General features: G+C 72.0%; 16 protein-coding genes. 9 read left to right on the forward strand and 7 right to left on the reverse strand.

What is annotated here, in order from left to right:
• Positions 1-50 precede the first annotated feature (50 nt).
• Genes JNK30_RS12045 through JNK30_RS12055 form a run of 3 tightly spaced genes read right to left on the reverse strand, consistent with a single transcriptional unit; the run spans position 51 to position 2,744 of the window.
• A complete protein-coding gene (locus tag JNK30_RS12045; RefSeq protein ID WP_293482482.1) occupies positions 51-494 on the reverse strand; it encodes a nuclear transport factor 2 family protein in 444 nt (147 codons plus the stop codon).
• 1 nt (position 495) lies between these two features.
• Complete coding sequence (locus tag JNK30_RS12050; protein WP_293482483.1) at positions 496-2,121, reverse strand: fatty acid--CoA ligase; 1,626 nt, start codon at positions 2,119-2,121, stop codon at positions 496-498.
• Between the two features lie 20 nt (positions 2,122-2,141).
• A complete protein-coding gene (locus tag JNK30_RS12055) occupies positions 2,142-2,744 on the reverse strand; it encodes a sigma-70 family RNA polymerase sigma factor (RefSeq protein ID WP_293482484.1) in 603 nt (200 codons plus the stop codon).
• 152 nt (positions 2,745-2,896) lie between these two features.
• Here JNK30_RS12055 and JNK30_RS12060 point away from each other — a divergent pair, with 152 nt between their 5' ends.
• The 4 genes from JNK30_RS12060 to JNK30_RS12075 all read left to right on the forward strand — a co-directional run bounded on the left by JNK30_RS12060 (position 2,897) and on the right by JNK30_RS12075 (position 6,142).
• Positions 2,897-3,532, forward strand: coding sequence for a TetR/AcrR family transcriptional regulator (locus tag JNK30_RS12060; protein WP_293482485.1), 636 nt, complete (start codon positions 2,897-2,899; stop codon positions 3,530-3,532).
• Entirely contained in the window at positions 3,529-4,563 is a 1,035-nt protein-coding gene (locus JNK30_RS12065; protein WP_293482486.1) for a phosphotransferase, read from the forward strand. Before JNK30_RS12060 ends, JNK30_RS12065 begins: the two co-directional genes overlap by 4 nt.
• Entirely contained in the window at positions 4,560-5,858 is a 1,299-nt protein-coding gene (locus JNK30_RS12070) for an aspartate aminotransferase family protein (protein WP_293482487.1), read from the forward strand. Before JNK30_RS12065 ends, JNK30_RS12070 begins: the two co-directional genes overlap by 4 nt.
• 71 nt (positions 5,859-5,929) lie before the next feature.
• On the forward strand, positions 5,930-6,142 hold the full coding sequence (locus JNK30_RS12075) for a dodecin (RefSeq protein WP_293482488.1): 213 nt from the start codon (positions 5,930-5,932) through the stop codon (positions 6,140-6,142).
• 9 nt (positions 6,143-6,151) lie between these two features.
• Here the strand turns inward: JNK30_RS12075 and JNK30_RS12080 are convergent, their stop codons facing one another.
• Genes JNK30_RS12080 through JNK30_RS12090 form a run of 3 tightly spaced genes read right to left on the reverse strand, consistent with a single transcriptional unit; the run spans position 6,152 to position 9,725 of the window.
• Positions 6,152-8,434 carry a penicillin acylase family protein gene (locus JNK30_RS12080; protein WP_293482489.1) on the reverse strand — a complete coding sequence of 761 codons (2,283 nt, stop codon included), beginning with the start codon at positions 8,432-8,434 and terminating at the stop codon, positions 6,152-6,154.
• A 56-nt stretch (positions 8,435-8,490) separates the two neighbouring features.
• Positions 8,491-9,504: an alpha/beta hydrolase gene (locus JNK30_RS12085; RefSeq protein ID WP_293482490.1), complete on the reverse strand. Its 1,014-nt coding sequence runs from the start codon at positions 9,502-9,504 to the stop codon at positions 8,491-8,493.
• Positions 9,501-9,725, reverse strand: a complete 225-nt coding sequence (locus JNK30_RS12090) for a hypothetical protein (protein WP_293482491.1) — start codon at positions 9,723-9,725, stop codon at positions 9,501-9,503. Before JNK30_RS12090 ends, JNK30_RS12085 begins: the two co-directional genes overlap by 4 nt.
• Before the next feature lie 58 nt (positions 9,726-9,783).
• On the opposite strand from JNK30_RS12090, the gene JNK30_RS12095 reads away from it, so the two are divergent.
• From JNK30_RS12095 to JNK30_RS12115, 5 genes are all read left to right on the forward strand, one after another.
• Positions 9,784-11,310: a UbiD family decarboxylase gene (locus JNK30_RS12095; RefSeq protein ID WP_293482492.1), complete on the forward strand. Its 1,527-nt coding sequence runs from the start codon at positions 9,784-9,786 to the stop codon at positions 11,308-11,310.
• A gap of 13 nt (positions 11,311-11,323) precedes the next feature.
• A complete protein-coding gene (locus tag JNK30_RS12100) occupies positions 11,324-11,725 on the forward strand; it encodes an MAPEG family protein (protein WP_293482493.1) in 402 nt (133 codons plus the stop codon).
• Between the two features lie 237 nt (positions 11,726-11,962).
• Entirely contained in the window at positions 11,963-13,294 is a 1,332-nt protein-coding gene (locus JNK30_RS12105; RefSeq protein ID WP_293482494.1) for a metallopeptidase TldD-related protein, read from the forward strand.
• On the forward strand, positions 13,291-14,082 hold the full coding sequence (locus JNK30_RS12110) for a 3'(2'),5'-bisphosphate nucleotidase CysQ (protein ID WP_293482495.1): 792 nt from the start codon (positions 13,291-13,293) through the stop codon (positions 14,080-14,082). Before JNK30_RS12105 ends, JNK30_RS12110 begins: the two co-directional genes overlap by 4 nt.
• Before the next feature lie 21 nt (positions 14,083-14,103).
• Positions 14,104-14,343 carry a DUF4170 domain-containing protein gene (locus tag JNK30_RS12115; protein ID WP_293482496.1) on the forward strand — a complete coding sequence of 80 codons (240 nt, stop codon included), beginning with the start codon at positions 14,104-14,106 and terminating at the stop codon, positions 14,341-14,343.
• 159 nt (positions 14,344-14,502) lie between these two features.
• Here JNK30_RS12115 and JNK30_RS12120 read toward each other — a convergent pair whose 3' ends face one another.
• On the reverse strand, positions 14,503-15,180 hold the full coding sequence (locus tag JNK30_RS12120) for a sulfur transferase domain-containing protein (RefSeq protein ID WP_293482497.1): 678 nt from the start codon (positions 15,178-15,180) through the stop codon (positions 14,503-14,505).
• Between the last annotated feature and the right edge of the window lie 3 nt (positions 15,181-15,183).

The raw sequence follows: 15,183 nt of genomic DNA on the forward strand, positions 1-15,183 counted from the left end.
GCCTCCCTCATTGCAAGGACACGCCCGGCGGGCGGACCCGCCAGGCCGGCTCAGCTCGGCGGCGACGGCCGGAACACGCGGGTCAGGACGCGCGACTGGAAGCGCCAGCCCTCGTCCGTGCGCCGGAACACGTCGGCATACTCGCCCACCGTCGCCGGCAGCGCCACGGGACGGATCCCGGCCGCGTCGGGCTCGGCGGCGCTGTTGTAGACGGTGAGGTAGCAGGAGCCGGTGGCGCGGTCGGCGTCGACCACGTGCACCACCGGGTTGGTCATCACGTGGCGCATGGCGATCCCCTGGTCGGCCAGCGCCTGCATCGAGGCCCGGATGGCCGCGTGTCCCACGAAGGCGGGCGCCTCGGGGACCGCCACGGAACCGTCGGCCGCGAAGAGCTGGGTGAAGGCCTCCACCTCCCCGCGGTCGGCGTGGACGCCATAGAGCATCTGCAGCTTCTGGCAGGCGTGCTCGATCAGCATCCGTTCGAGCTCGGTCACCTCAGTTCACCCGCCGTTCGTGACCGGCCCAGTAGGGCTCGCGCAGGTCGCGCTTCAGCACCTTGCCCGAGGCGTTGCGCGGCAGGGCGTCGACGAAGTCGACCGACTTGGGGACCTTGTAGCCGGCGATCCGCTCGCGGGCCCAGCCCACGATGCTGTCGGGATCCGCGGCCTGCCCCGGCTTGAGCGCCACCACCGCCTTCACCGCCTCGCCCCACTTGGCGTCGGGCACGCCGATCACCGCCACCTCGGCCACGGCGGGATGGCCGTAGATCGCGTTCTCCACCTCGGCCGGATAGACGTTCTCCCCGCCGGACACGATCATGTCCTTCACGCGGTCCCGGATGAAGAGATAGCCGTCCTCGTCCAGGTAGCCGGCGTCGCCGCTGCGCACCCAGCCGCCCTCGCGGATCACCCGCGCCGTCTCGTCCGGCTGCTTCCAGTAGCCGCGCATGGTGGTGGGCGCGCGGATGCAGATCTCGCCCACCTCGCCGGTCGGGCGCTCGGCGTCGCTCTCGGGGTCCAGGATGCGGATCTCGGCGCCCGGGATCGGCTTGCCGGCCGAGCGCATGCGCGGGTTCCCGGCCACGTGGTCCGCGGCCGGCAGGTAGGTGACCGCGCCGCACGTCTCGGTCATGCCGTAGAGCTGGACGAACCCGCACCCGAAGGCGTCCACCGCCTTCTGGAGGAGGTCCAGCGGGATCGGCGAGGCCCCGTAGAGGAAGTCGGTCATCGAGGCGAAGTCCGCCCGGCTGACGCCCGGATAATCCAGCATCATCTGGATGGTGGTCGGCACCAGCACCGTCTTCGAGACCCGGAAGTTGCGGATCGCCTGGATCACGGCGGCGTTCTCGAACTCGCGCAGCACCACGGTGAAGGCCCCGGCGTAGACGCCCACGACGCCCCAGCCCGTGCCGCTGATGTGGAAGACCGGCATGGCCACCAGGCTCACGTCGTCGGAGTTCCACCTGTTCCACGACATGTCCGGCCCGAAGGCGCCGGGGTTCTCGCCGGCGTAGGCGTTGAACGCGAAGAAGACCCGGTGCGCCAGCTGCACGCCCTTCGGCCGCCCGGTGGTGCCGGAGGTGTAGAGCTGGATCGCCACGTCGTCGGGATCGACCTTCACCGCCTGGTCCCCGGCGCCCTGGTGGTCGCGCCATCCGGCATAGCTCTCGTGGCCCGGCGCCCCGCCGTCCATGGCGATGATCTTGCGGATGGCGGGGACCTCCGCCGCGGCGTGCCGCCCCAGCGCCAGGCAATGGTCGTCCACGAACAGCAGCTCGGCCTCGGCGTCGCGGACGATGTAGACCACCTCGGGCGCCGCGAGCCGCCAGTTCACCGGCGCCAGCACCGCGCCGATGCGGGCGGCGCCGAACAGGAGCTCGAAATAGGCCGCCGAGTTCTTGCCCAGGTAGGCGATGCGCGAGCCGTGCCGGACGCCCTCGGCGAGAAGGCCGTTGGCCACCTGGCTCGTCCGGCGGTCGAACTGGGCGTAGGTGAGGGTCTCCCCCTCGAAGTGGAAGGCCGGCGCGGCGCCGCGCGTGCGGCCATGGAAGCGCGGCGCGTCCGCAAGCGTGCGGATCTCGGGGAAATAGGCGATGGGCGGCGCGTCGAGAGCGTCAGACATGGCCATTCCTCCTGTGCGCGTCAGGCCGCGAGCGCCTGGCCGGCGCCCGATGTCCAACCCGCCAACGCCTCGGCGCAGATGCGCTTGCCGCGCACCAGGTGCTTCTCCAGCGTGCTCACCGAGATGCCGAGGCTATCCGACATCTGCTTGTACGACAGCTCCTGCAGCGTCCGGAGCTCGATGACCTCGCGGCAGCGGGGCGGCAGGCTCGCCAGGGCGCTCGCGTAGGCGCGGTCCCGCTCGCGCGAGATCAGGTCCTCCTCCGCCGACGGGGTCGGCGCCGGCGGCAGCGCGGCCTCGCGCGGGATCGGCAGGGCGCGGTCGATCACGCCCGAGCGGCGGCTGCGGACGCGGTTCAGCGCGAGCCGGTAGGCGGTCTTGAACAGCACCGCGCGCGGATGGTCGTAGGCCGAAAGGTCGCCACACCGATGCAGGCGCAGGAACGCCTCCTGCGCGACGTCCTCGGCGTCCGCCGGCGCCTTGAGCAGGCGCGTGAGGTATCGCCGCAGGCCCTCGGCCTCGCTTCGGTAGAGCTGGCTCAGCAACGCGTCCGGGCTCGCATCTCCGCGCGCTGCCGACGCCACGCCCACGCCCCCCGCCACGCAGCTCGCGACCGTCTCCACGAACGCCTCCCCGCCTCCGGCTGCGGCGTCGTTCGACTCGCGGGTCGAACTGACAACCGATCGGTCGATATGTCATCTCTCTAGTCGAATGACTGTCAATGGGTATTATCGGCTAGAGGGGCGTTCGGGTTTGCGCCGGAATGGGAGTTGGGATGCCGAAGGCGACGCCGAAGCGGCCATGGGGCGAGGCCATCCAGGACCGTGGCGAGCAGTTCGAACTGAAGCGACAGGTGGTGCTGCGCACCGCGGCGCGGATCTATACGCAGCGGGGATTCCACGAGACGACGCTGGCCGACATCGCCGACGAGCTGAACATCTCCAAGCCGACGCTCTACTACTACTTCCGCAGCAAGGACGAGATCCTCTTCGAGTGTCATCGCCTGGGGATCGAGGCGATCACCGACGGCGAGACGCCGATGCCGCCGCCGGGCTCCGGCACGGCCCGCGAGCGGCTGCACGAGTTCCTGCGCCGCTACGTGCGGATGGTCGTCGACGACTTCGGCACCTGCCTGGTGATGACGGGGACGAATGCGCTCGGGCCCGAGAACCGCGCCGAGGTGGTGGGCGGGCGACGCCAGATCGACGGCATGCTGCGCGAGATCCTGGAAGAGGGCGCGCGGGACGGGACGCTCGTCTGCGACGACGTCAAGCTGACCTCGATGTTCGTCTTCGGGGCCATGAACTGGATTCCCCACTGGTACCACCGGGACGGGCCGGTCAGCGTCGAGGCGCTGAGCGAGCGGCTGATCGCGTTCGTCGATCGTGCGGTGCCGCCGGCGCGTTCATGACCGCCAGCGCGCTCGAAAGCCCGCCCGCCAGCCTCTCGACCGCCGCCGCCGAAGCGCTGGCGCTCGACGTCTACGGACTGGCCGCGCAGGCGCGGCCGCTCGTCAGCGAGCGCGACCAGAACTTCCACCTGCGGGCCCGCGACGGCGCCGAGTACGTGCTGAAGATCACCAACGCCGCCGAGGACCCCGCCGTCTCCGAGATGCAGACCCTGGCGCTGCGGCACGTGGCGGCGGCCGACCCCGGCGCCGCCGTGCAGCGGGTGGTCCCGACCGCCTCGGGCGCGCTCAGCGCCGTGCTGCCCGGGCCGGCGGGCGACCAGATCGTCCGGCTGCTGACGTTCCTGCCGGGCGTCATGCTGCACCGCGCGGCGTCGACGCCGGCGCAGCGCCGCTCCCTGGGGGCGGCCCACGCGCGCCTGACGCTCGCCCTCCAGGGCTTTTCCCATCCGGCCCAGGACCACGTGCTCCTGTGGGACCTGAAGCAGGCCCCGTCGCTGCGGCGCCTGCTCCCGTTCGTGGGCGACGCGGGTCGGCGCGCCCTGGCCGAGGCGGCCCTGGATCGCTTCGAGGCTCGCGTCGCGCCCATTCTGCCCGGCCTGCCGGCGCAGGTCGTCCACAACGACCTGAACCCCCACAATGTCGTGGTCGATCCCGACGACACCGACCGCGTCTGCGGGATCCTCGACTTCGGCGACATGGTCGCCACGCCCCGGGTGTGCGACACGGCGATCGCCGCGAGCTACCAGCTGGCGCACGGCCTCGAGGCGCTGTGCGACTACGTGGCCGCCTACCACGCCGCCCTGCCGCTGGCGCCCGCCGAGCTCGAGACGCTGTACGATCTCGTGGCGATGCGGATGGCCACTTCCGTGCTGATCTCGGAGTGGCGCGCCGGACGCTACCCCGAGAACGCCGAGTACATCCTGCGCAACCATCCGGCCGCGGTGACCGGCCTCGAGCGGCTGGCGCACGCCGGCCGCGCCGCGTTCGACGCGGCGGTCCGCGCGGCCTGCGCAACGGAGCTCCGCCGATGACCATGATCAACGCCTACGCGGGCGCCGCCGAGAGCCTCTCGCCAGAGGCGCAGGCGCTGATCGCCCGGCGCGAACGGGTCCTGGGGCCCGCCTACCGCCTGTTCTACGAAGAGCCGCTGCACCTCGTGCGCGGCGAGGGCGTGTGGCTCTACGACGCCGAGGGCGCGGCCTATCTCGACGCCTACAACAACGTCGCCTCGGTGGGGCACTGCCACCTGCGGGTGGTGGACGCGATGGCGCGGCAGGCGGCCGTGCTGAACACCCACACGCGCTACCTGACCGACGGCGTCGTCGCCTATGCCGAACGGCTGGCGGCCCTGTTCCCCGCCCCGCTCAGCCAGGTGATGTTCACCTGCACGGGCAGCGAGGCGAACGACCTGGCGCTGCGCATCGCGCGGGCGCGGACGGGCGGGACCGGCGTGGTGGTGACCGAGCTCGCCTACCACGGCGTCACCCAGGCGGTGGCCGAGCTCTCCCCGTCGCTCGGCGCCTACGTGGCGCTGGGGCCGAACGTGCGCACCGTGCCCGCGCCGCGGGGCGGGGACGCCGGCGTGGCCGAGCGCTTCGCGCGTGACGTGCGCGCCGCCTTCGAGGACCTGCGGGCGGCCGGGCATGCGCCCTCGGCCCTGCTGGTCGACACCATCTTCTCCAGCGACGGCGTCTACGACGGCCCGGCCGGATTCCTGGCTGCGGCGGCCGCCGCCGCGCGCGAGGCCGGGGCGATCTTCATCGCCGACGAGGTGCAGCCCGGCTTCGGCCGCACGGGCGAGGCCTTCTGGGGCTTCCAGCGGCACGGCGTGGTGCCCGACCTGGTGACCATGGGCAAGCCCATGGGCAACGGCCATCCGGTCGCCGGCCTCGTCGCCCGCCCCGAGGTGCTGGCGCCGTTCGGGCAGAGCTGCCGCTACTTCAACACCTTCGGCGGCAACCCGGTCTCCTGCGCCGTGGGCATGGCGGTGCTGGACGTGATCGAGGACGAGGGCCTGATGGCCAATGCGGCCGCGGTGGGCGCCTACCTCAAGGCCGGGCTCGAGACGCTGTCCCGGCGCCAGCCGCTGATCGCCGAGGTCCGCGGCGCCGGCCTCTTCCTCGGCGTGGAGCTTGCGCACGAGGGGCGGCCCGCGAGCGCCGCCGCCGCCCAGGTCGTCAACGGCCTGCGCCGCCGCCGGGTGCTGGTGAGCGCCACCGGTCCGCACGCCAACATCCTGAAGGTGCGCCCGCCGCTGGTCTTCACCCGCGAGCACGCCGACCTGTTCCTGGACGCCCTCGACGACGCCTTGGGCGAGGTTGATTGAACCTTCCGGCCGCGCCGGGAACCACCTGCGCCGTCCGCGCCTTCCTCCCTCCGCACAAGGAAGGAGCAAGCATGACCGCGGACAACACCTACGGCGTCAGCGAGATCGTCGGCTCGTCGGAGACCTCGATCGACGACGCGATCCGGCAGGCGATCACCAAGGCGTCGGAGAACCGGCGTCACATCCGCTGGTTCGAGGTCAAGGAGGTGCGCGGGCATGTCGAGGGCAGCCAGGTCGCGCACTTCCAGGTCACCCTGAAGCTCGGCTACAGCCTCGAGGACTGACGGCGCGCCTCAGGGCCCCGTCAGAACCACCCGCGACACCGCGTCCCGGCGCGCCGCGGCCTCCGTGAACCGCAGGTCGTCCCAGCCCTTCCGCGAATAGAGCCGGGTCTGGTCGGCCGCGTGCGGCGAGTCCGGATTGGTGGACTGGGAGTAGCTCAGCACGCCCTGGCTGACGGGGCCCTTGTCGGTGAACTCCACCGTCATGATCCAGCTCGAGCCGTGGCGGATCTTGGTCCAGCCGAGGCCGGGCTTCAGGTCGACGGGCGTGATCACGTTGAACACGCCCTCCGGCCCCGGCCCGCCGTGGATCGGGATGCGCTCGCCCCCCGCCCGCGGCTCGGTCTGCACCTGCCGCAGCGGGGCGTCCATGGGGATGCCCAGCGTCCGAAGCTGCTTCACCGCCTCGACCAGGGCGGTCAGCACCTTGGGGTCGTCCACATCCAGGGTGTGCGGGGTGTTGACCGGATCGGCCGGATCGAACGGGACCTTGAAGACGAGGCCGCCCTTGTCGGCGAACAGCCGGAAGACGTGGGCGCCGCGGCTGTCCAGGTCGACCTTCAGGTCCCAGGCCTCGAGGGCCCGGCAGGCGTCGGCGAGGTCCGGGTGCGGCCCGGACGCGGCCTTGCGGCAGAGCCCGACCAGCCGGTCGCGGGTGATCTCGGCGCCCAGGTTCCGGTTGTTGAACAGCACGCCCTGGACGCTGGCCAGGTCGAACTTCGCAGCGCCCAGGCCGTCACGCCCGGCCAGCCGGTCCTCGATCAGCTTCAGGCTCAGCCGCGTGCGCAGGGATCGCGCGGTCGCCTCGTCGCCGAGGATGCGCGGATAGCCGGTCAGCGGCGCCTTGGGGTTGGTGAGCCAGTAGCTGTCGTTGGAGTTGCTCGTGTAGTCCGAGCGGAAGAGCTGCGGCAGGACCTGGGGCGGGAAGATGCCCGGGGCGACCGCGCGCGGGTCGGAGTCCCAGTCGCAGGCGGCGCGCGAGCCGTCGAGGATCGGCAGCCGCTGGGTCCGCCACAGCGTCCTGGCCATCTCGGAAACCGTGCAGGCCTCGGCCTTGGCGTCCGTGACATAGGGCAGAGCGCCGACGTCGCCGTAGTAGGCCTCTCCCGAGGCGTCCACGGCGGTCGTGTTGAACCCGGCGGCCTGGAACTTCGCCAGCGTCGCGGCGAGCTGGCGGACGCCGCGGGCCTGGTACATCTCGAGATACTGGTCGATCCCGCGCAGGTCGGGGCCGGCGTCGCGGACGGCATAGGCCCGCTGCGCCGTCCAGGGCGTCGCCGGGGGCCCGGCGTTCTCCACCACCTGGCCGAACCGGGTGCCGTAGAAGGTGCGCGTGACCGGCGTCAGGCCGCTGTCGGTCTTCACCTGCACGGTGACCGCCGTGCGCGTCATCGGCACGGACCGGCCCTCGTAGAGGTAGGCGGTGGGGTCCTTCGGATCGAGCGTCAGTTCGAACAGGCCGAAGCGGCGCGCGGTCGAGACGGTGTGCGTCCAGGCGATCCAGCGGTTGTGGCCGATGCCGATCGTCGGACTGTTCTGCAGGCCGGCGCCCACGATGTTGAGCCGGCCCGGGATGATCAGGTGCATCCGGACGAAGCGGTTGATGCCGTCCCACGGATAGTGCGGATTGCCCAGCAGGACGCCCCGGCCGCTCTTCGTCGCCTCGCGCCCGAGCGCATACGCATTGCTGCCCTGGCCCTCCGGAACCGGCGAGCGCTCGGCCGGCGCCTGCAGGCCGGGCAGGTCCGGCGCGCCCGGCGGCGCGGCGGCCACGACGCCGGCCATGAAGGTCGGCTGCTGGGTGGCCACGACCGAGCGCCAGTAGTCCATCTCGTCGTACGTCCGCACCCAGGCCGCGCCGCGGCAGCGGGCGTCCGGCAGGTTGGCCACGCCCACGTCGCGGACGTAGCGGTTGATCCCGGCGATGAAGCCGCGGGCCAGCGCGCGGGCCTGCGGCGAGGGCTGGCCGCGGCCCGCGAGCAGCGCCTCGAGCCGGCCCGTCTGGATCAGGTGCTGGTGGTAGAGGTCGCTGACGACGTTGGCGTTCTTCTCGCCCGGGCCCAGGTAGCGGGCGCGCTGGGCGTTCACGGTCATCTGCCGCTCGGCGAAGTCGCAGAAGTTGTCCTGCGCCGAGGCGTAGCCGCCGCCGTAGCCCAGGCCGCCGTAGTCGCGGGCGATCACGTGCGGCGCCCCGTAGGCGGTGCGGATCACCTCGGCCCGGTACCTGGTCTCGGCCGCCCCGGCCGGCAGCGCGACCAGCGCCGCCAGCATCCCCGCCACGATCGTCCGGCCCATCACGTTCCCCCCGTTGTTTTCGGCAGGGTAGAGCCTCGCCCGCCCGGACGGAACCGTCACCAGAGGTGCGGCAGCTTCGCCGCCAGCCACTTCGCCAGGGCGGCGTTGACCTCCCGCGGCTTCTCCTGGGCCATCCAGTGGCCCGACTCCACCACCGCCTCCGTCAGATCGGCGCAGTGGGCGCGCATCGGCTCGGGCAGCCGCGAATCCATCGTCTCGCAGATGTAGTCGTAGGCCGCGTGCAGGAAGAGCGCCGGCATCTCCAGCCGCGGATTGGCGCGGGCGGCGAAGGCCATGTTGGCCGGGCCGTTCATGTACCAGCTGTCGGGTCCGAAGAAGCCGTTGCGGCCCAGGGACTCGGCGTAGGCGTCCTCGTCGGCCTGGGTCAGCACCGTCTCGTCGCGCGGCACGTCGGGCGGCGCCGCCCCGCCGAACCAGCCGTTGTTGGCGCGGGTGAACGCCGTGCCCGCGGGCTGGCCCTTGCCGGCCGGGCTCCCCGCCCGGAACGCCAGCTTCACGAACGCCCGCGGGTTCGCCTCGAACCCCGCGCAGGCCGCCGCGAAGTTCTCGCGGTAGTAGAGCATGTAGTCCCACTGGCCCGCCGGCAGCTCGGCCTCGGGATAGATGTCGCGGTTCACCAGCGGGATGATCGTCTCGGGCGCGAAGCCGTCGGGCATGTAGGGCACGCACAGCGTCGCCACGCCGTGGGTCCGCTCGGGGTGATGCTGGGCGAGGCTCCAGGCGACGGGCGCGCCCCAGTCGTGGCCGACCCAGACGGCCTTCTCGGCCCCCAGGTGGTCCAGGAGTTCGATCATGTCGGCGGTGGCGTGCTCGACCGCGTAGTCCTCGTGCCGCGGATAGACCGAGGAGCGTCCGTAGCCGCGCATGTCGGGCGCCACGGCGTGGAAGCCCAGGCCGCCGAACACCGGCAGCTGATGCCGCCACGAGATCGAGAGCTCGGGCCAGCCGTGGATGAAGACGATCGGCGTCGCCCCCTCCGGGCCGGCGGCCAGGTAGGCGCTCTGGTGGCGGGCGCTCTTCGCGACGCCCTCGCGCACGGCGGCGCTCAAAACTCGTCCTCGATCGCCGAGCGGAAGTTCTCGAACACCTCGCGCATCTTCTGGTCGGGCTCCATCTCGGGGTGGGTCTCCTCGGCTTGCGGCGGCGCGCCCGCGGTCAGCCGGCCCACCACGGCGCCGTGCTGCACCAGCATGACCTCCTCGCCCTCCGGCAGGTCTGTGAGCAGCGCCGCGATGCGCGGCGGCAGGTCGTCGAGGTCGAGGCGGGCCATCTCTGCTCCTTGGGCCCCATCCTAGACCCGGTTCGGCCGCGCGGGTAAACGGGCGCGCATGGCCTACCGCTCGCTGCGCGACTTCATCGCCAAACTGGAAGCCGCCGGCGAGCTGGTGCGCGTGACCGAGCCGGTCTCCACCGTCCTGGAGATGACCGAGATCCAGCGCCGCCTTCTGGCCACGGGCGGCCCGGCGGTCCTGTTCGAGAACCCCGTGCGCGCCGACGGCCAGCCGTCGGGGATGCCCTGCCTCGTCAACCTGTTCGGTACGGTCAGGCGCGTGGCCATGGGCGTGACCCTCGAGGGCAAGGAACGGACGACCGCCGGCGAACTGCGCGAGGTGGGCGAACTCCTGGCCTTCCTGCGCCAGCCCGAGCCGCCGCGCGGCCTCAAGGACGCCTGGGACATGCTGCCCCTGGCCCGCACCGTGATGGGCATGCGCCCCAATGTGCGCAAGACCGCGCCGGTGCAGGAGGTGGTCTGGAGGGGCGACCAGATCGACCTGTCGAAGCTGCCGATCCAGACCTGCTGGCCCGGCGAGCCCGCGCCGCTCATCACCTGGCCGCTGGTGGTCACCAAGGGGCCGTCCGACTCCCGGGAGGACGACTACAACCTCGGCATCTACCGCATGCAGGTGATCGGCAAGGACCGCACCATCATGCGCTGGCTGGCCCACCGCGGCGGCGCCCAGCACCACCGCCGCTGGAAGGCGGAAGGACGGCGCGAGCCGCTGCCCGCCTGCGCCGTCATCGGGGCCGATCCGGGCACGATCCTGGCCGCCGTCACGCCGGTGCCCGACACGCTCTCCGAGTACCAGTTCGCCGGCCTGCTCCGCGGGGCCAAGCTCGACCTCGTGCCGGCGAAGACCGTGCCCCTGATGGTTCCCGCCCAGGCCGAGATCGTGCTGGAAGGCCTCGTCCACCTCGACGAGTACGCCGACGAGGGCCCCTACGGCGACCACACCGGCTACTACAACTCGGTGGAGCGCTTCCCGGTGTTCGAGGTGACCTGCGTCACCCTGCGCAGGGACCCCATCTACCTGACCACCTTCACCGGCCGCCCGCCGGACGAGCCCTCGGTGCTGGGCGAGGCGCTGAACGAGGTGTTCATCCCGCTGATCCGCCAGCAGTTTCCCGAGATCGTCGACTTCTGGCTGCCGCCCGAGGGCTGCAGCTACCGCATCGCCGTGGTGTCGATGAAGAAGGGCTACCCGGGCCACGCCAAGCGCGTGATGATGGGCGTCTGGAGCTACCTTCGGCAGTTCATGTACACCAAGTGGGTGATCGTCGTGGACGACGACATCGACGCCCGCGACTGGAAGGACGTGATGTGGGCCATCTCCACCCGGATGGACCCCGCCCGCGACATCACCGTCGTCGAGAACACCCCCATCGACTACCTGGACTTCGCCTCGCCCGAGAGCGGCCTGGGCTCGAAGATCGGCCTCGACGCCACCAACAAATGGCCGCCCGAGACCCACCGCGAGTGGGGCGAGAAGCTGGGCATGGATCCGGACACGATCGCCGCCGTCACAGAAAAGTGGGCGAAGCTTGGCCTGCCCGGCGATGGCGCGCCGGTGGACTGAGGTAAGGTCGCGCATGGACCCTCTGGCCTCCGCCCACGCCGCCGCCCTCTGGGCCGGCCTGAACGTCGTGCTCCTGCTCGTGCTGTCGGTGCTGGTCACCCGCCAGCGGCGCAGGCACCGGGTCGAGATCGGCGACGGCGGGGTGCCCGCCCTGCAGCAGGCCATCCGCGCCTTCGGCAACGCGGCGGAGTACGTGCCCGCGGCGCTGGCCGGCCTTGCGATCCTGGCGCTCGTGGGCGCGCCCAGCCTGCTGATCCACCTGATCGGCCTGGTCTTCTTCGTGGGCCGCGTGGTGCACGCCGTGGGCCTGTCGCGCTCGACGCAGGCCACCTGGCTCCGCGCCGCCGGCGCCCTGGCCACCTGGGTCAGCTACGTCGCCATCGCCGCCGCCCTGCTGTTCTACGCCATCCCCTGAGGCGCCCTGAAAAGCCCTCCTCCTCGATGGAGGAGGGTTGGGTGGTGGTGTGGCCCCACCATTGCCGAATGTGCGTATGAGGCGACGTCGCCGCACGCGCACGAACCTCTGACGCTCTGCGCACACCACCATCCCCGGCCGTTCCTCCGTCGAAGAGGACGGGAGGGAAAGGCGACGGCGCCCGGCGACGCGCACCCCAGCCTTGTTCGTCCGCCCTGCGTCCGCCATATCCCGGCGATGGACGAAAACCTGCTGAACGACGTCGTGGCCGCCGCGCTGAGGGCGGGGGCCGACGCCGCCGAGGCCGTGGGCGCGGAACGCCGCAGCCTGTCGATCACCGTGCGCATGGGCGACCTCGAGGAGGTCGAGCGCAACGAGTCGCGCGACCTGGGCCTGCGCGTCTTCGTCGGCAGGCGGCATGCCACCGTGTCGGGCTCGGACATCTCGGCGGACGCCCGCGGCAAGCTGGTGGAGCGCGCGGTCGCCATGGCCCGCCTCGCGCCCGAGGATCCCTACGCGGGCCTCGCCGACCGCGAACACCTGGCGCTGGGCGACATGCCGGACCTGGACCTGTTCGACCCGTCCGAGCCGTCGGCCGAGGCGCTGGAGGAACGCGCCCGCGCCGCCGAGGCCGCTGCGCGGGCCACCCCCAGGGTGATCAACACCGACGGCGCCTCCGGCTCGTGGTCGGCCGCCCGGTGGACCATGGTGACCAGCGGCGGATTCACCGGCGTGCACCGCGCGTCGGGCTTCTCAATCGGCGCCTCGGCCATCGCGGGCGACGAGGCCGGCATGGAGACCGGCTACGACGGCCGCTCGGTCCGCTGGCAGGCCGACCTGCCCGAGCCCGAGAGCCTGGGCGCCGAGGCCGGCCGCCGCGCCGCCGCCCGCCTGGGCGCGCGCAAGATCGCCTCCACCACCGCCCCGGTGATCTTCGAGAACCGCCTCGCCGGATCGCTGATGAGCCCGCTGATCGGCGCGATCTCGGGCCCGGCCATCGCCCGCGGGGCGTCGTTCCTGAAGGACAAGCTGGGCCAGCAGATCTTCGCCAAGGGGATCGTGATCCGCGACGATCCGCACCGCCTCCGCGGCCTCGGCTCGTCGCCCTTCGACGACGAGGGCGTCCGCAACGGGCCGCGCAACCTGATCGACGACGGCGTGCTGACCACGTGGCTCCTCAACTCGTCCTCGGCCCGCCAGCTCGGCCTGCAGACCACGGGCCACGCCTCCCGCGGCCTGGCCGGCCCGCCCGGCGTCTCGACCTCGAACCTGACCTTCCTGCCCGGCGAGAAGAGCCGCGAGGCGCTGATGAAGGACGCGGGCGCGGGCCTGCTCGTCACGTCGATGTTCGGCCCCTCGCTGAACCCCAACACCGGCGACTGGTCGGTGGGCTGTTCCGGCTTCTGGTTCGAGGACGGCGAGCTCGCCTACCCGGTCACGGAGATCACGGTGGCGGGCAACCTCATCGACATTTTCCGGCGCGTCACGCCCGCCTCGGACCTCGAGATCCGCGGCGCGTCCAACGCCCCCTCGCTCATGGTGGACGGCCTCGCCATCGCGGGTCGATGAGCGACGACCTGCGCCTGATCCTGGACGCGGCCCGCGAGGCCGGCGAGCTGGCCCGCGACATCCGCCGCAAGGGCCTGGAGGTCGAATACAAGGCCGACGACCACAGCCCGGTCACCAATGCGGACCTGGCGGCCGACGACCTGCTGACCCGCCGTCTCCGCGCGGCCCGGCCCGACTACGGCTGGCTCTCGGAGGAGACCGCCGACGATCCGCAGCGGATGGCCCACCGGCGCATCTTCGTGGTCGACCCGATCGACGGCACCCGCGCCTTCCTGAAGGGCCGGCCCTGGTGGTCCGTGGCCATCGCCGTGGTGGACGACGGGGTCCCGACGGCCGCCGCGGTCTACGCGCCCGAGCTGGAGGAGATCTACGCCGCCGCCGCGGGCCAGGGCGCCACCCGCAACGGCGCGCCGATCGCCCCGACCGCGGCCGCGCGGCTCGAGGAGGCCCGCATGGCCGGCGACCCGGTGGTGTTCGCCCACTGGTCGTGGCCGACCCCCTGGCCGGCCACCATGTCCGTCGAGCAGCGCAGCTCCACCGCCTACCGCATGTGCGCGGTGGCCGCCGGCGAGTTCGACGCGGCGGTCGCGCCCGTGCGCAAGTCCGACTGGGACGTGGCGGCCGGCGACCTCATCGCCCGCGAAGCCGGCTGTTTCGTCGGCGACCACACCGGCGAGGCCTTCCGCTTCAACCGGGCGCGGCCGTCACAGGCCAGCCTGATCTGCTCGACTCGGGCGCTCGCCCCATTGATCCTGGAGCGGCTCCAGCATATGGGCCCGCGAAACTGATTTCATCTGAAACGAACCCCCATGCCCCACAGACAGCTCCTCCACCTCGTCATCGGCGGCGAACTCAAGGACCTCGACGGTCCGCCCGAGTTCAAGGACCCCGGCCAGATCGACTTCGTCGGCGGCTTCGCCAGCTACGACGAGGCCGTGAGGGCCTGGCGCGCCAAGGCCCAGCAGACCGTCGACAACGCCCTGATGCGCTACTTCGTGCTGCACGCCCACAAGCTCCTGACCCCGGGCTCGGACGACGACGAGCACTAACCCCCCTTCCCTTCCCGCGTCGCGGGAAGGGGGGACCGCCCGCCGAGCCCAGCGCCGCCGAGCGCAGCGCCGCCGGGCGTAGAGCGGACGGTGGGAAGGGCAAGCGGCCAACAGGGCCGCCGATCCCGCTCAAGGCGGCCGGCGCGACCCCCATCCGTCCTACTCCCGGCGCAGCACGCTCTCGGTCAGCACATTGCCCCACATGTTCGTGCGGAACTCGGCCTTCATGCCGGCGGGGTCGTACATCGGGCTCTGCACCCACTCCAGGAAGCTCATGCCCGCCGGCTCGCCCTCGGTGAGATAGCGGGCGAAGGTGTAGTCCAGCACGCCGGTCTTGCCGTGCCGGATGTGCAGGTAGCGGATGTGCAGCTGGTCCAGCGCCTCCCGGATCGTCCGGCCCTTCCGGAAGTGCATGTAGAGCACGCTCATGATCCCGGCCCGGTCCGCGCCCGACTTGCAGTGCATCAGCGCCGGGTACTCCAGCGTCTCGAACAGCCGCTTGGCGCCCAGCACGCGCTCCCGCGAGGGGACTTCGCGGGACGTGATCGTGAAATCCACCAGGTTCAGCCCCAGCCGCGCGCAGGCGTCCTTCTCCAGCGCATGGAAGCTGGCGTCGAACCCGCCGCGCAGGTTCACGATCGTGCGGATGCCGCGGTCCCGCCAGGCGGCGATCTGGTGCGGCCAGGGCTGGTTCGCCCGCACCAGCTCCTCGCTGATCCAGTGCGCGTTCGAGAACCCCAGCCGCAGGTAGGCGTGGTCGTTCCAGAGGTAGTCCGCATACGCCTTCGCCCGCCCGAGCGGCGTGGTGAGGTCGAAGCGGGGCTCTGCGGCGCTCATCGC

Origin of the sequence: Phenylobacterium sp., assembly GCF_016793225.1 — a bacterium.
GTDB lineage: Bacteria > Pseudomonadota > Alphaproteobacteria > Caulobacterales > Caulobacteraceae > Phenylobacterium.

Excerpts from the sequence above, each read along its gene's own strand:
- JNK30_RS12050 (WP_293482483.1), bottom strand. The coding sequence starts at position 2,121 with ATGTCTGACGCTCTCGACGCGCCGCCCATCGCCTATTTCCCCGAGATC.
- JNK30_RS12060 (WP_293482485.1), top strand. The coding sequence starts at position 2,897 with ATGCCGAAGGCGACGCCGAAGCGGCCATGGGGCGAGGCCATCCAGGAC.
- JNK30_RS12065 (WP_293482486.1), top strand. The coding sequence starts at position 3,529 with ATGACCGCCAGCGCGCTCGAAAGCCCGCCCGCCAGCCTCTCGACCGCC.
- JNK30_RS12070 (WP_293482487.1), top strand. The coding sequence starts at position 4,560 with ATGACCATGATCAACGCCTACGCGGGCGCCGCCGAGAGCCTCTCGCCA.
- JNK30_RS12075 (WP_293482488.1), top strand. The coding sequence starts at position 5,930 with ATGACCGCGGACAACACCTACGGCGTCAGCGAGATCGTCGGCTCGTCG.
- JNK30_RS12080 (WP_293482489.1), bottom strand. The coding sequence starts at position 8,434 with ATGGGCCGGACGATCGTGGCGGGGATGCTGGCGGCGCTGGTCGCGCTG.
- JNK30_RS12090 (WP_293482491.1), bottom strand. The coding sequence starts at position 9,725 with ATGGCCCGCCTCGACCTCGACGACCTGCCGCCGCGCATCGCGGCGCTG.
- JNK30_RS12095 (WP_293482492.1), top strand. The coding sequence starts at position 9,784 with ATGGCCTACCGCTCGCTGCGCGACTTCATCGCCAAACTGGAAGCCGCC.
- JNK30_RS12100 (WP_293482493.1), top strand. The coding sequence starts at position 11,324 with ATGGACCCTCTGGCCTCCGCCCACGCCGCCGCCCTCTGGGCCGGCCTG.
- JNK30_RS12105 (WP_293482494.1), top strand. The coding sequence starts at position 11,963 with ATGGACGAAAACCTGCTGAACGACGTCGTGGCCGCCGCGCTGAGGGCG.
- JNK30_RS12110 (WP_293482495.1), top strand. The coding sequence starts at position 13,291 with ATGAGCGACGACCTGCGCCTGATCCTGGACGCGGCCCGCGAGGCCGGC.
- JNK30_RS12115 (WP_293482496.1), top strand. The coding sequence starts at position 14,104 with ATGCCCCACAGACAGCTCCTCCACCTCGTCATCGGCGGCGAACTCAAG.
- JNK30_RS12120 (WP_293482497.1), bottom strand. The coding sequence starts at position 15,180 with ATGAGCGCCGCAGAGCCCCGCTTCGACCTCACCACGCCGCTCGGGCGG.